Annotated in this window: 11 protein-coding genes, 3 tRNA genes, 2 rRNA genes and 1 pseudogene; 2 read left to right on the top strand and 15 right to left on the bottom strand. The window is 52.8% G+C overall.

Going from position 1 to position 14635, the window contains the following annotated elements:
- From OLG56_RS21780 to ilvL, 9 genes and pseudogenes are all read right to left on the bottom strand, one after another.
- Window positions 1–342, bottom strand: coding sequence for a helix-turn-helix domain-containing protein (locus OLG56_RS21780; protein WP_061377463.1), 342 nt, complete (start codon window positions 340–342; stop codon window positions 1–3).
- Window positions 339–655: pseudogene (locus OLG56_RS21785) on the bottom strand (type II toxin-antitoxin system RelE/ParE family toxin). Before OLG56_RS21785 ends, OLG56_RS21780 begins: the two are co-directional and overlap by 4 nt.
- 282 nt (window positions 656–937) lie before the next feature.
- The gene (ilvA, locus tag OLG56_RS21790; protein WP_207011604.1) at window positions 938–2482 is read right to left on the bottom strand and encodes a threonine ammonia-lyase, biosynthetic; all 1545 of its coding nucleotides are present in this window, start codon (window positions 2480–2482) and stop codon (window positions 938–940) included.
- A 2-nt stretch (window positions 2483–2484) separates the two neighbouring features.
- Window positions 2485–4335 (bottom strand): dihydroxy-acid dehydratase, encoded by a 1851-nt coding sequence (ilvD, locus tag OLG56_RS21795; RefSeq protein ID WP_024797612.1) that lies wholly within the window; start codon window positions 4333–4335, stop codon window positions 2485–2487.
- A 160-nt stretch (window positions 4336–4495) separates the two neighbouring features.
- Window positions 4496–5425, bottom strand: coding sequence for a branched-chain-amino-acid transaminase (gene ilvE, locus OLG56_RS21800; RefSeq protein WP_023212406.1), 930 nt, complete (start codon window positions 5423–5425; stop codon window positions 4496–4498).
- Window positions 5426–5442: 17 nt separating this feature from the next.
- On the bottom strand, window positions 5443–5706 hold the full coding sequence (ilvM, locus tag OLG56_RS21805; protein WP_000983260.1) for an acetolactate synthase 2 small subunit: 264 nt from the start codon (window positions 5704–5706) through the stop codon (window positions 5443–5445).
- The gene (ilvG, locus tag OLG56_RS21810; protein WP_023212405.1) at window positions 5703–7349 is read right to left on the bottom strand and encodes an acetolactate synthase 2 catalytic subunit; all 1647 of its coding nucleotides are present in this window, start codon (window positions 7347–7349) and stop codon (window positions 5703–5705) included. Before ilvG ends, ilvM begins: the two co-directional genes overlap by 4 nt.
- Window positions 7350–7351: 2 nt before the next feature.
- Window positions 7352–7402, bottom strand: coding sequence for a peptide IlvX (gene ilvX, locus OLG56_RS21815; RefSeq protein WP_192930503.1), 51 nt, complete (start codon window positions 7400–7402; stop codon window positions 7352–7354).
- Between the two features lie 86 nt (window positions 7403–7488).
- A complete protein-coding gene (ilvL, locus tag OLG56_RS21820) occupies window positions 7489–7587 on the bottom strand; it encodes an ilv operon leader peptide (RefSeq protein WP_001311244.1) in 99 nt (32 codons plus the stop codon).
- 351 nt (window positions 7588–7938) lie between these two features.
- Here ilvL and OLG56_RS21825 point away from each other — a divergent pair, with 351 nt between their 5' ends.
- The gene (locus OLG56_RS21825; protein WP_000050210.1) at window positions 7939–9459 is read left to right on the top strand and encodes a YifB family Mg chelatase-like AAA ATPase; all 1521 of its coding nucleotides are present in this window, start codon (window positions 7939–7941) and stop codon (window positions 9457–9459) included.
- A 24-nt stretch (window positions 9460–9483) separates the two neighbouring features.
- On the opposite strand, the gene maoP is transcribed toward OLG56_RS21825, so the two are convergent.
- On the bottom strand, window positions 9484–9822 hold the full coding sequence (gene maoP, locus OLG56_RS21830; protein WP_000840996.1) for a macrodomain Ori organization protein MaoP: 339 nt from the start codon (window positions 9820–9822) through the stop codon (window positions 9484–9486).
- A 106-nt stretch (window positions 9823–9928) separates the two neighbouring features.
- Here maoP and hdfR point away from each other — a divergent pair, with 106 nt between their 5' ends.
- Entirely contained in the window at window positions 9929–10777 is an 849-nt protein-coding gene (gene hdfR, locus OLG56_RS21835; RefSeq protein WP_094300897.1) for an HTH-type transcriptional regulator HdfR, read from the top strand.
- A 100-nt stretch (window positions 10778–10877) separates the two neighbouring features.
- Here hdfR and OLG56_RS21840 read toward each other — a convergent pair.
- The 5 genes from OLG56_RS21840 to OLG56_RS21860 form a co-directional block, all read right to left on the bottom strand.
- Window positions 10878–10953 (bottom strand) — tRNA-Trp (locus OLG56_RS21840).
- A gap of 8 nt (window positions 10954–10961) precedes the next feature.
- Window positions 10962–11038, bottom strand: a tRNA-Asp gene (locus OLG56_RS21845).
- A 53-nt stretch (window positions 11039–11091) separates the two neighbouring features.
- A 5S ribosomal RNA gene (rrf, locus tag OLG56_RS21850) occupies window positions 11092–11207 on the bottom strand.
- Between the two features lie 198 nt (window positions 11208–11405).
- Window positions 11406–14309: ribosomal RNA gene (locus tag OLG56_RS21855) — 23S ribosomal RNA — on the bottom strand.
- Between the two features lie 193 nt (window positions 14310–14502).
- A tRNA-Glu gene (locus OLG56_RS21860) sits at window positions 14503–14578 on the bottom strand.
- Between the last annotated feature and the right edge of the window lie 57 nt (window positions 14579–14635).

Consider the following 14635-nt stretch of genomic DNA (forward strand, 5'->3'; position numbering starts at 1 on the left):
TTACGGCCCTACCATTACCCGAACAGGCTTCCCAATACGGCTAAGCATATTCACCAGAGCATCAATGGTGAATTTGCTGCATTTCTTGTTGACGACATCAGAAACGCGCGGTCGGGATATATGCAAAACTGTAGCAACCTCGGCTTGCTTCATCTGGTTTCGCGTAATCCAGAGGGTAATTTCTTCCATGAGCTGTTCTTTAATGGCTAACGTGTTTTCGATTTCACTCAGGGAATCAATGTAAAACTTTTCTGCGTCCTGCTTATGAACCCCAAAATCAGCAAAAACATTACCGCCAGATGGCGTCACATGGCGAATATCACTATCAGTTTTGGCAATCACAAGCTGTTTCTCCGTTGTTGTACCACCCGGTTATAACGCGTTCTGGCGATGTTTTTATCGTGCTGCTGGTTTGTTGCGTCTGTTTTTGGAAACTATGCAAAACGTAGAGTGCTTCTTCAAACTTAGCGACATACATAACGCGATAGATACCATTGTTGTCACGAATCCGAATTTCATTTACCCCAGCCCCAATTTCTGAAAACGGTTTCCAGTCATCCGGTTCAATTCCATATTGAATTTTATGAAGCTGATAACCGACTGCTTTACGTACCGTTATGGGAAAAGCCAGGAGGTCCTCCAGAGAAGATCCCACTCATCGAATTTCTTTTTCATTTGAGAGAGCTCGGGTGAGTAACATAACATCCTTGTGTATAAAATTTTATACATTGTTTTTAACAGGTGCGAGTGATGGCGGTGCTAACGATATGGTGAGCCGAGTTTCACCACAAGCAGATTGGGCGCCTTCTGGAAAACGTCTCGCAAAATTAAATGAGTGGATGCTCCGGACTGGCAGAAAAGCCCAATAACTGAGGGAAGATAATATCTGGATATCAGGCCCACTTTACTTTGTGGGCCTGAAAAACTAAACGCTGAATTAACCCGCCAGAAAGAACCGGAACGCCGGGTTATTGCTCTCATCATGGCATTCATAGCCCAGCTCATGCAGCCGGGTTTCGAAATCCGGCTCATGATCGCCTAACTCGAACGCCGCCAGCACGCGGCCATAATCGGTACCGTGGCTGCGGTAATGGAATAACGAAATATTCCAGTGGGTACCCAACGTATGCAGGAACTTCAGCAAGGCACCGGACGATTCCGGAAACTCAAAGCTGAACAAACGCTCCTGTAATGGCTTGGAGGGGCGTCCGCCGACCATATAGCGCACATGCAGCTTCGCCATTTCATCGTCGGAGAGATCCACTACGCTATAACCGCCGTCGCACAGTTGGGTGATAATCTCTTTTCGCTCCTCCAGCCCCTGACTGACGCGGACGCCGACAAAAATACAGGCATTTTTCGCGTCGGCAAAACGGTAGTTAAATTCAGTGACCATACGCCCGCCAAGCAACTGGCAGAATTTGAGGAAGCTCCCCTTTTCTTCCGGAATGGTCACCGCCAGTAACGCTTCGCGCTGTTCCCCCAGCTCGCAGCGTTCAGACACATAGCGCAAGCCGTGGAAGTTGACGTTGGCGCCGGAAAGGACGTGCGCCAGGCGTTCGCCGCGAATATTGTGCTGAGCGATATATTTTTTCATCCCAGCCAGCGCCAGCGCGCCGGACGGCTCCGCCACCGCACGCACATCTTCAAACAGATCTTTCATCGCCGCGCAGATCGCGTCGCTATCGACTGTAATAATGTCGTCGAGATATTCCTGGCACAGGCGGAAGGTTTCGTCGCCGATGCGTTTTACCGCCACGCCTTCAGCAAACAACCCAACGCGCGGGAGATCCACTGGATGACCGGCTTCCAACGCCGCTTTCAGGCAGGCGGAATCCTCCGCTTCGACGGCAATCACTTTGATTTGCGGCATCAATTGTTTGATCAGCACCGCTACGCCCGCCGCCAGGCCGCCGCCGCCAACCGGCACAAAGACACGATCGAGATGCGAATCCTGCTGAAGCAGCTCCAGCGCCAGCGTGCCCTGCCCGGCGATCACCATTGGGTGATCAAACGGCGGCACCCAGGTAAAACCCTGCTGCTGGGCCAGTTCAATAGCTTTCGCTTTCGCTTCATCAAAATTAGCGCCGTGCAACAGCACTTCGCCGCCAAAACCGCGTACCGCATCGACTTTAATATCCGCCGTTGCTTTTGGCATGACGATTAGCGACTTCACGCCAAGCCGCGCGGAGGAGAACGCCACGCCCTGTGCATGGTTCCCCGCCGACGCGGTAATCACGCCGTGGGCTTTTTGTTCTTCGGTCAATCCGGCCATCATCGCGTAAGCGCCGCGCAGCTTAAAGCTATGTACCGGCTGCCGGTCTTCGCGTTTGACGAGAATAACGTTGTCCAGACGTGACGAGAGCTTTTCCATTTTTTGCAGCGGCGTCACCTGCGCCGCTTCGTATACTGGCGCGCGTAGCACCGCGCGCAGATACTCCGCCCCTTCCGGCGCGACTGACAGAGGTTGAGATTCCGCCATCATCAACCTCCCAGTTTCGATTTATCGCGCACCGCGCCTTTATCGGCGCTGGTCGCCAGGCTGGCGTAGGCACGCAGGGCAAACGAAACCTGACGCTGACGATTTTTCGGCGTCCAGGCTTTATCGCCGCGAGCTTCCTGCGCCTCGCGGCGTGCGGCGATTTCAGCCTCGCTCAACTGCAACTGAATGCTGCGGTTCGGGATATCAATCGCAATGGTGTCGCCATCTTCAATCAGCGCAATAGTGCCGCCGCTGGCCGCTTCCGGCGAGACGTGGCCGATGGAAAGACCCGAAGTACCGCCGGAGAATCGCCCATCGGTGATGAGCGCGCAGGCTTTGCCCAGCCCCATCGACTTCAGGAAACTGGTCGGATAGAGCATTTCCTGCATTCCCGGCCCGCCTTTCGGCCCTTCGTAGCGGATCACGACTACATCGCCTTCCACTACTTTACCGCCGAGAATCGCCTCTACCGCGTCGTCCTGGCTTTCGTAAACTTTCGCCGGGCCGGTGAATTTAAGGATGCTGTCATCGACGCCCGCGGTTTTAACGATGCAGCCGTTTTCGGCGAAGTTGCCATACAGCACCGCCAGACCGCCGTCTTTGCTATAGGCATATTCCAGCGAGCGGATGCAACCCGCTGCGCGGTCGTCATCCAGCGAATCCCAGCGACAATCCTGCGAGAACGCCTGGGTAGTACGGATACCGGCAGGGCCAGCACGGAACATTTTTTTAACCGCTTCGTCCTGCGTAATCGTGATGTCGTACTGTTCCAGCGTTTGCGGCAGCGTCAGGCCTAATACGTTTTTCACGTTGCGGTTCAGCAGCCCGGCGCGATCCAGCTCGCCTAAAATGCCCAGCACACCGCCGGCACGGTGAACGTCTTCCATATGGTATTTCTGGGTACTTGGCGCCACTTTACACAACTGCGGCACCTTGCGGGACAGCTTGTCGATATCACTCATGGTGAAGTCGATTTCCGCTTCTTGCGCCGCCGCCAGTAGATGCAGAACGGTATTGGTCGAACCGCCCATCGCAATATCCAGCGTCATCGCATTCTCAAACGCCGCCTTGTTGGCAATGCTTCGTGGCAGTGCGCTTTCGTCATCCTGCTCGTAATAGCGTTTAGTCAGTTCAACAATCCGCTTACCGGCATTGAGGAACAACTGCTTCCGGTCAGCATGGGTCGCCAGCAGCGAACCGTTGCCCGGCTGCGACAGGCCCAGCGCTTCGGTCAGGCAATTCATGGAGTTAGCGGTAAACATGCCGGAGCAGGAGCCGCAGGTTGGACAGGCGGAGCGCTCCACCTGGTTACTTTGATCGTCAGAGACTTTCGGGTCCGCTCCCTGAATCATGGCATCAACCAGATCGAGCTTGATGATCTGATCGGACAGTTTGGTTTTCCCGGCTTCCATCGGTCCGCCGGAAACAAAGATCACCGGAATATTCAGGCGCAGCGAGGCCATGAGCATCCCTGGGGTGATTTTGTCGCAGTTAGAGATACACACCATCGCGTCAGCGCAGTGAGCGTTCACCATGTACTCCACGGAGTCGGCGATCAGCTCGCGCGACGGCAGTGAATAGAGCATACCCCCGTGCCCCATGGCGATCCCGTCATCCACGGCAATAGTGTTGAACTCTTTCGCCACACCGCCGGAAGCTTCAATCTGTTCGGCGACCAGCTTACCGAGATCGCGCAGATGAACGTGACCCGGCACAAACTGAGTGAATGAGTTCACCACGGCGATAATCGGTTTGCCAAAATCACTGTCGGTCATTCCGGTGGCGCGCCACAGCGCGCGGGCACCCGCCATATTACGACCATGGGTGGTGGTGGCGGAACGGTACTTAGGCATGCTTTATTTACTCCCCATCTTTTCCCTTCATACTTCACGCCACAGGTGCGTTGGCTGCCTCACTCACCCCAGTCACTTACTACAGTAAGCTCCTGGGGATTCGCTGCGTTGCCGCCTTCCTGTGACGCAAATTATTTTGGGAAAATATTAATTTTATTTATTATGAATTTACCGGATCCAACCAGCCCCATTTATCCTCGGTTTCTCCAGTGAAGAGACCAAAGAAGGCTTGTTGAATACACTTGGTAACAGGGCCGCAACGGCCTTCACCTACCTGGATACCATCAACGCTGCGTACCGGAGTAATTTCTGCCGCGGTTCCGGACATAAACACTTCGTCGGCCAGATACAGCGATTCACGGGACAGCACCTGCTCGCGCACTTCAATACCCAGCTCTTTCGCCAGTTTGATGATCGCGTCGCGAGTAATGCCTGGCAGCGCGGAAGAGGTAAACGGCGGAGTAAACAGCACGCCATCTTTTACCTCAAACAGGTTTTCGCCTGCGCCTTCGGAGATATAGCCGTTTACATCCAGGGCGATGCCTTCCTGATAGCCGTGGCGGCGCGCTTCGCTACCCACCAGCAGTGAGGAAAGATAGTTCCCGCCCGCTTTCGCGGCGGTCGGAATGGTGTTCGGCGCAGCGCGATTCCAGGAAGAAACCATCGCATCGATCCCCTGATCCAGCGCTTCGGCGCCCAGGTATGCCCCCCACGGGAACGCGGCGATGATGACGTCAGTGGTGTATCCCGGGGGCGGGTTAACGCCCATACCGACATCGCCGACAAATACCAACGGACGGATATAGGCGCTGGTCAGATTATTTTTACGAATTACGTCGCGGCAGGCTTCCATCAGCTCATCAATGCTCTGGGAAACCGGAAAACGATAAATTTTTGCTGAGTCGCGCAGGCGCTGCATATGTTCACGATGACGAAACACTACCGGGCCTTTGTGAGAGTCGTAGCACCGAATCCCTTCAAATACCGACGTACCGTAGTGCAGCGCGTGAGACATTACGTGAACCTTCGCGTCTTCCCAGCGCACCATCTCGCCATTGAACCAAATGTAATCAGCTTTTTTCGTCGTCATTTTTCTTCCTTTTGCGCTCAGGCGCGGATTTGTTGTGATGTGGCAGCGCTCTGGCAGATTGCGACATGCGCAACATCTACCAGTTTACTTAACTGACTAAACAGTAAGTCGACCGACCGGGGACTGGCAACGGTCAATTCAATATTTATATTCTGCGCATCGGTCGCGGCTTCCATATTCATGGAGCACACCTGAAAACCACGATGGCGCACCACGCGTAAAACACGTTCTAAGGTTTCTGGATTAAAGCGTGCCGATACATTGACCTGATGTTGCATCATGATAATTTCTCCAGCATTTCAGAGTTACTGGCGCCAGGCGGCACCAACGGCCAGACATTTTCAAGTTCGTCGATTGAGACGTGAAGCAGGTACGGCCCTTCGCTTGCCAACATCGTGTCGAGTGCCGCTTCAACCTGGTCTTTACGAGTAATGTGCTGGCCTGGAATGCCGAAGGCGCTGGCCAGCATGAGGAAATCGGGGTTATCGGTCAGGGTGGTTTCGCTATATCGCTCCTGGAAAAACAGTTGCTGCCATTGTCGAACCATCCCTAACCGCTGGTTGTCGAGTAAGACTATCTTCAACGGTAACTGCTTGCGTTTTACGGTGCCCAACTCCTGAACATTCATCATGAAGGAGCCGTCACCGGAGATACAGATAACGGTATCATTCGGTCGCGCTACCTGTGCGCCAACGGCCGCCGGTAAGCCGAATCCCATCGTCCCCAGACCGCTGGAAGTGATGAAGTTCTCCGGGCGGGTGTAAGTCATATGCTGGGCTGACCACATCTGATGCTGCCCAACATCCGTCGTCACCACACTGTCTGCGGGTTTGCGTTCCGACAATTGCTTCAACAACAACGGCGCATAGATAGTCTCGCCAGGATGATCATAGCGCCAGGCGTGTTCTGCGCGCAGCTCTGCACAGGACTGACGCCATGCGTCGATCTTCAGCGGTTGCTGTAATGCCGGCAACAGCGAATTTAAATCGCCCTGCAACGCGACGTGTGCCTGACGCAGTTTGTTCATTTCCGCCGGGTCGATATCCATATGGATTACGCTGGCGTTCGGCGCAAACGTATTCAGCTTACCGGTCACCCGGTCATCAAAACGTGCACCAACGGCGATCAGTAAATCACACTCTTGCACCGCGAAATTAGCCGCTTTAGTACCGTGCATTCCCAGCATGCCCAGATAGTACGGATAATCAGCTTCAACAGTCCCCAGCCCTTTCAGCGTGCAGGTAACTGGCATTTGCGTTACCGCGATAAATTTACGCAGCGCCGGAACTGCCTGCGCCATACCAACACCACCGCCGACGTACAGCATGGGTTTTTTCGCCTGTTCCAGCATCTGGCGCGCCTGTTCCACATCAGCCTGCGGGAAGGTCGCTTCGTTATCAACGGTAGTAAACCAGGGCTCCAGCGCTCCGCTGGCTAACTGGATATCTTTCGGGATATCCACCAGAACCGGGCCAGGACGGCCAGCGTTGGCGACTTCAAAAGCCTCTGCCATGATACGAGGCAGCTCTTCCAGCGACTGCACCAGGAAGCTGTGTTTGGTACAGGCCAGCGACAGCCCTAACACATCCACCTCCTGGAACGCATCGGTGCCGATGAACGGGGCGGACACCTGACCCGTGATCGCGACGACGGGGACCGAATCTAACAACGCATCCGCCAGGCCAGTGATCAGGTTAGTGGCGCCAGGGCCGGAAGTGGCGATACAAACACCGGTTTTGCCGGTAGAACGGGCATAACCGATTGCCGCCATTGCGGCACCCTGCTCGTGTCGGCACAACAAATGCTCCACACCACCGTCATACAACGCGTCGTAAACCGGCATAATTGCGCCACCAGGATAACCAAATACGGTTTTCACCCCCTGCGCTCGCAAAGCATGTACCACCCACTGTGCCCCGTTCATAGTTACATCCCCGTCGTAAATCTTGAGAAACAGAATTTTATGCTGTTATTCACGCTCTGCTCCTCGCTTAAGTTTTTCAGGCCAAAAAAAACCCCCGGACCTTTCGGTGCGGGGGTCTTAGTTCGTTAAGGCTTGATTTCTAAGCCTTTCCTCGTCCAAGTGCAGCCCCGCACGGTGGGATAATAATCACCACCACGCTAATCACGACCAGGCTAATCACTCGTAGAAGGGCTGTCATTTTTGTCTATTCTTGCATCTTGTTCGAAGGAATACCTAAAGAGTTACCATAGGTTTTGCCAATAGCACAAGATATTTTTTTAACCACGTTTCAGATAATGCAGGTGAATGCCTACAAGGGCTTTGTTTTTTATAAGAAAAATTAGCAACTGAAAAATTTTCACGTTTTCCTCCCCCTTTTGGCGCACTCTACACCCTGTTTTCCTTCTTTTCGCTTCTGCGAGCGTTCTTCCAGTTTGATGTTTCTTGCCTGAAAATGACGCCAAAATTCAGGAAGCAGCCGCTAAAAAACAAAAAGTCAGTAATTCGATTTTCTCTTCTATTCCGCATAATCCACGTAACAGGAGGGATTATGTCACTGGCGATTGTTCATACCCGCGCCGCACTTGGCGTCAATGCGCCGCCTATCACTATAGAGGTGCATATCAGTAATGGATTACCGGGATTAACCATGGTTGGCCTACCGGAAACCACGGTAAAAGAGGCGCGTGACCGGGTACGTAGTGCGATTATTAATAGCGGATATGAATTTCCGGCTAAAAAAATAACCATTAACCTTGCTCCAGCCGATCTACCGAAAGAGGGCGGAAGGTATGACCTGCCTATTGCTGTTGCGCTTCTGGCCGCGTCTGAGCAGCTTACAGCGTCGAATCTTGAGGCATATGAGCTGGTGGGTGAGTTAGCGCTTACAGGCGCATTACGCGGCGTTCCTGGCGCAATATCAAGTGCAACGGAAGCCATCAAGGCCGGCAGAAATATTATCGTCGCAACAGAGAACGCGGCGGAGGTTGGGCTTATCAGCAAAGAAGGATGTTTTATCGCCGATCATCTACAAACCGTCTGCGCCTTTCTGGAAGGGAAACACGCCCTGGAAAGACCTTTAGCTCAGGATATGGCATCGCCTACCGCAACTGCCGATCTTCGCGATGTGATCGGTCAGGAGCAGGGTAAACGCGGCCTGGAGATTACAGCGGCAGGGGGACATAATCTGCTATTGATCGGCCCGCCGGGTACGGGTAAAACCATGTTGGCCAGTCGACTGAGCGGGATTCTTCCACCATTAAGCAATGAAGAAGCATTGGAAAGCGCCGCGATCCTCAGTCTGGTTAATGCCGATACGGTACAAAAACGATGGCAGCAACGCCCCTTTCGCTCACCTCATCATAGCGCCTCACTTACTGCTATGGTCGGCGGCGGCGCAATACCCGCCCCAGGAGAGATATCGCTGGCGCACAACGGAATTTTGTTCCTTGATGAATTGCCTGAATTTGAACGACGCACACTGGATGCGCTACGTGAACCTATAGAATCCGGTCAAATTCATTTATCCCGTACCAGAGCGAAAATAACGTACCCTGCCAGGTTCCAGTTAATCGCCGCAATGAATCCCAGCCCGACCGGACATTATCAGGGAAACCATAATCGCTGCACGCCAGAACAGACACTACGTTACCTTAATCGGTTGTCAGGCCCGTTTCTTGATCGTTTTGACCTTTCGCTTGAGATACCGCTTCCACCGCCCGGGATTCTTAGCCAACATGCCTCAAAGGGTGAGAGCAGCGCTACGGTAAAAAAGCGGGTCATCGCCGCCCATGAACGGCAGTACCGACGCCAGAAGAAGTTAAACGCGCGTCTGGAGGGTCGCGAAATCCAAAAATATTGTGTTTTGCATCACGATGACGCCCGCTGGCTTGAAGACACGCTAGTGCATCTTGGTTTATCCATTCGCGCCTGGCAGCGTTTACTAAAAGTGGCCAGAACCATTGCCGACATAGAACTGGCTGACCAGATCTCGCGTCAGCATTTGCAGGAGGCGGTAAGCTATCGGGCGATAGACAGGTTATTAATTCATTTGCAAAAGCTGCTGGCGTAAAAAAAGGGCATTACGCCCTTTTTATTAATCATCAGCTTCGGTGTAGTCTTCTGCGCCTTCAACTTGCGGCTTGCCGCCAGACAAGGTGTGGAAGCGTTTTGGACGCTTGATACGCGTCATATACTTGGACCAGACGCGTTCTGCATCCGTTACCGGCTCGCGTTCACCGCGACATACCGCTACAAACAGCTTCTCTTCTTCAGTCACAGGCTCACGCTTGCCAAGATCCAGATCATTAAAGGCATGACCATGACGCTCAAGCAGTTGTGCCTCTTTAATCGTGAAATCACCGTGACGAGAGAATCCACGTGGATAATGTTTATTGTCAAAATATCGATTAGTCGTCGTAAAGCTTTCCGCCATCCTGCACGCTCCTAATTCTTTGTCTGAGCTATTTATGGCGCGGAGTATTAGTTACGCTTGACAGAGTGTAAAACAAAACATTTAAATCATAACGACAAATAATTTTGTGGAGAGCACAGTGGATACGGAATTGTTAAAAACTTTCCTGGAAGTTAGCCGGACACGCCATTTCGGGCGGGCCGCAGAAGCACTTTACCTGACGCAATCCGCGGTGAGCTTTCGTATCAGGCAACTGGAGAATCAACTGGGCGTAAACCTTTTTACGCGGCACAGAAACAATATCCGTTTAACCACAGCTGGCGAAAAACTTTTACCGTATGCGGAAACGCTGATGAATACGTGGCAGGCGGCACGTAAAGAGGTGGCGCATACCTCACGCCATAACGAGTTTTCCATCGGCGCCAGCGCGTCTTTATGGGAGTGTATGCTTAACGCCTGGCTGGGGCGACTGTACCAACTACAGGAGCCGCAAAGTAGCCTGCAATTCGAAGCCAGAATCGCTCAACGGCAATCGCTTGTGAAGCAACTTCATGAACGCCAGCTTGATCTCCTCATTACTACCGAAGCGCCCAAAATGGATGAGTTCAGCAGCCAGCTGTTAGGGCACTTCACTCTGGCGTTGTATTGCAGCAGCCCTGCCCGTAAGAAATCAGAACTCAATTATCTGCGGCTGGAGTGGGGACCAGACTTCCAACAGCATGAAACAGGGCTGATCGCAGCAGATGAAGTGCCGGTATTAACAACCAGCTCAGCCGAACTCGCCCGACAGCAGCTTAGCGCATTAAATGGCTGTAGCTGGCTTCCTGTAAACTGGGTAAATGAAAAGGGCGGATTACATACCGTTGCCGACAGCGCAACGCTTTCACGGCCGCTATACGCCATTTGGCTGCAAAATAGCGATAAATACTCGCTGATCTGCGATCTGTTAAAAACGGATGTGCTGGATGACCAATAAAAATGATGAAAAGAAAAAGAAGGGAACTTACGATTACCTGACCAGATAATTAGGTAATTTTAGGCAAAAAAAATCCTTAGCAGATGCTAAGGATTATTTCTGGCAGGGGCGGAGAGACTCGAACTCCCAACACCCGGTTTTGGAGACCGGTGCTCTACCAATTGAACTACGCCCCTAATTAGGGTGGCGGAACGGACGGGACTCGAACCCGCGACCCCCTGCGTGACAGGCAGGTATTCTAACCAACTGAACTACCGCTCCACCGAATTCTTTTACAACCACCGGTTTATGACCGGCTTACTGCTTAATTTGATGCCTGGCAGTTCCCTACTCTCGCATGGGGAGACCCCACACTACCATCGGCGCTACGGCGTTTCACTTCTGAGTTCGGCATGGGGTCAGGTGGGACCACCGCGCTAGTGCCGCCAGGCAAATTCTTTTGTGCTCAGTACGCAATTCTTTATCGCATCAGCGGCGTTGCCTGCGCTCGTAAACTCAGTCACATACTTCTGTATGCTCCTTCCTTTCCTTCGCTTGCCGCCTTGCTGCTGCGCAAATTATTGCGTACTCAACTCTGAATCAGTGCTGAAAATCATCTCTCAGTCCGCCAAAACATCTTCGGCGTTGTAAGGTTAAGCCTCACGGTTCATTAGTACCGGTTAGCTCAACGCATCGCTGCGCTTACACACCCGGCCTATCAACGTCGTCGTCTTCAACGTTCCTTCAGGAGACCTAAAGTCTCAGGGAGAACTCATCTCGGGGCAAGTTTCGTGCTTAGATGCTTTCAGCACTTATCTCTTCCGCATTTAGCTACCGGGCAGTGCCATTGGCATGACAACCCGAACACCAGTGATGCGTCCACTCCGGTCCTCTCGTACTAGGAGCAGCCCCCCTCAGTTCTCCAGCGCCCACGGCAGATAGGGACCGAACTGTCTCACGACGTTCTAAACCCAGCTCGCGTACCACTTTAAATGGCGAACAGCCATACCCTTGGGACCTACTTCAGCCCCAGGATGTGATGAGCCGACATCGAGGTGCCAAACACCGCCGTCGATATGAACTCTTGGGCGGTATCAGCCTGTTATCCCCGGAGTACCTTTTATCCGTTGAGCGATGGCCCTTCCATTCAGAACCACCGGATCACTATGACCTGCTTTCGCACCTGCTCGCGCCGTCACGCTCGCAGTCAAGCTGGCTTATGCCATTGCACTAACCTCCTGATGTCCGACCAGGATTAGCCAACCTTCGTGCTCCTCCGTTACTCTTTAGGAGGAGACCGCCCCAGTCAAACTACCCACCAGACACTGTCCGCAACCCGGATCACGGGTCCACGTTAGAACATCAAACATTAAAGGGTGGTATTTCAAGGCCGGCTCCATGCAGACTGGCGTCCACACTTCAAAGCCTCCCACCTATCCTACACATCAAGGCTCAATGTTCAGTGTCAAGCTATAGTAAAGGTTCACGGGGTCTTTCCGTCTTGCCGCGGGTACACTGCATCTTCACAGCGAGTTCAATTTCACTGAGTCTCGGGTGGAGACAGCCTGGCCATCATTACGCCATTCGTGCAGGTCGGAACTTACCCGACAAGGAATTTCGCTACCTTAGGACCGTTATAGTTACGGCCGCCGTTTACCGGGGCTTCGATCAGGAGCTTCGCTTGCGCTGACCCCATCAATTAACCTTCCGGCACCGGGCAGGCGTCACACCGTATACGTCCACTTTCGTGTTTGCACAGTGCTGTGTTTTTAATAAACAGTTGCAGCCAGCTGGTATCTTCGACTGACTTCAGCTCCATGAGTAAATCACTTCACCTACATGTCAGCGTGCCTTCTCCCGAAGTTACGGCACCATTTTGCCTAGTTCCTTCACCCGAGTTCTCTCAAGCGCCTTGGTATTCTCTACCTGACCACCTGTGTCGGTTTGGGGTACGATTTCGTGTTACCTGATGCTTAGAGGCTTTTCCTGGAAGCAGGGCATTTGTTGCTTCAGCACCGTAGTGCCTCGTCGTCACGCCTCAGCCTTGATTTTCCGGATTTGCCTGGAAAACCAGCCTACACGCTTAAACCGGGACAACCGTCGCCCGGCCAACATAGCCTTCTCCGTCCCCCCTTCGCAGTAACACCAAGTACGGGAATATTAACCCGTTTCCCATCGACTACGCCTTTCGGCCTCGCCTTAGGGGTCGACTCACCCTGCCCCGATTAACGTTGGACAGGAACCCTTGGTCTTCCGGCGAGCGGGCTTTTCACCCGCTTTATCGTTACTTATGTCAGCATTCGCACTTCTGATACCTCCAGCAACCCTCACAGGCCACCTTCGCAGGCTTACAGAACGCTCCCCTACCCAACAACACCTGAGTGTCGCTGCCGCAGCTTCGGTGCATGGTTTAGCCCCGTTACATCTTCCGCGCAGGCCGACTCGACCAGTGAGCTATTACGCTTTCTTTAAATGATGGCTGCTTCTAAGCCAACATCCTGGCTGTCTGGGCCTTCCCACATCGTTTCCCACTTAACCATGACTTTGGGACCTTAGCTGGCGGTCTGGGTTGTTTCCCTCTTCACGACGGACGTTAGCACCCGCCGTGTGTCTCCCGTGATAACATTCTCCGGTATTCGCAGTTTGCATCGGGTTGGTAAGCCGGGATGGCCCCCTAGCCGAAACAGTGCTCTACCCCCGGAGATGAATTCACGAGGCGCTACCTAAATAGCTTTCGGGGAGAACCAGCTATCTCCCGGTTTGATTGGCCTTTCACCCCCAGCCACAGGTCATCCGCTAATTTTTCAACATTAGTCGGTTCGGTCCTCCAGTTAGTGTTACCCAACCTTCAACCTGCCCATGGCTAGATCACCGGGTTTCGGGTCTATACCCTGCAACTTAACGCCCAATTAAGACTCGGTTTCCCTCCGGCTCCCCTATTCGGTTAACCTTGCTACAGAATATAAGTCGCTGACCCATTATACAAAAGGTACGCAGTCACACCCCAAAGGGTGCTCCCACTGCTTGTACGTACACGGTTTCAGGTTCTTTTTCACTCCCCTCGCCGGGGTTCTTTTCGCCTTTCCCTCACGGTACTGGTTCACTATCGGTCAGTCAGGAGTATTTAGCCTTGGAGGATGGTCCCCCCATATTCAGACAGGATACCACGTGTCCCGCCCTACTCATCGAGCTCACAGCATATGCGCTTTTGTGTACGGGGCTGTCACCCTGTATCGCGCGCCTTTCCAGACGCTTCCACTAACACACATGCTGATTCAGGCTCTGGGCTCCTCCCCGTTCGCTCGCCGCTACTGGGGGAATCTCGGTTGATTTCTTTTCCTCGGGGTACTTAGATGTTTCAGTTCCCCCGGTTCGCCTCATTAACCTATGGATTCAGTTAATGATAGTGTGACGAGTCACACTGGGTTTCCCCATTCGGGTATCGCCGGTTATAACGGTTCATATCACCTTACCGGCGCTTATCGCAGATTAGCACGCCCTTCATCGCCTCTGACTGCCAGGGCATCCACCGTGTACGCTTAGTCGCTTAACCTCACAACCCGAAGATGTTTCTTGTGATTCATCATCGTGTTGCGAAAATTTGAGAGACTCACGAACAACTTTCGTTGTTCTGTGTTTCAATTTTCAGCTTGATCCAGATTTTTAAAGAGCAAATATCTCAAACGTGACTCGTAAGTCAGTTTTGAGATATTAAGGCAGGTGACTTTCACTCACAAACCAGCAAGTGGCGTCCCCTAGGGGATTCGAACCCCTGTTACCGCCGTGAAAGGGCGGTGTCCTGGGCCTCTAGACGAAGGGGACACTGAAGTCTCAATCGCAAGACGCCTTGCTATTTACTTTTCATCAGACAATCTGTGT

Source organism: Salmonella sp. 2018103 (assembly GCF_026247685.1).
GTDB lineage: Bacteria > Pseudomonadota > Gammaproteobacteria > Enterobacterales > Enterobacteriaceae > Salmonella > Salmonella enterica.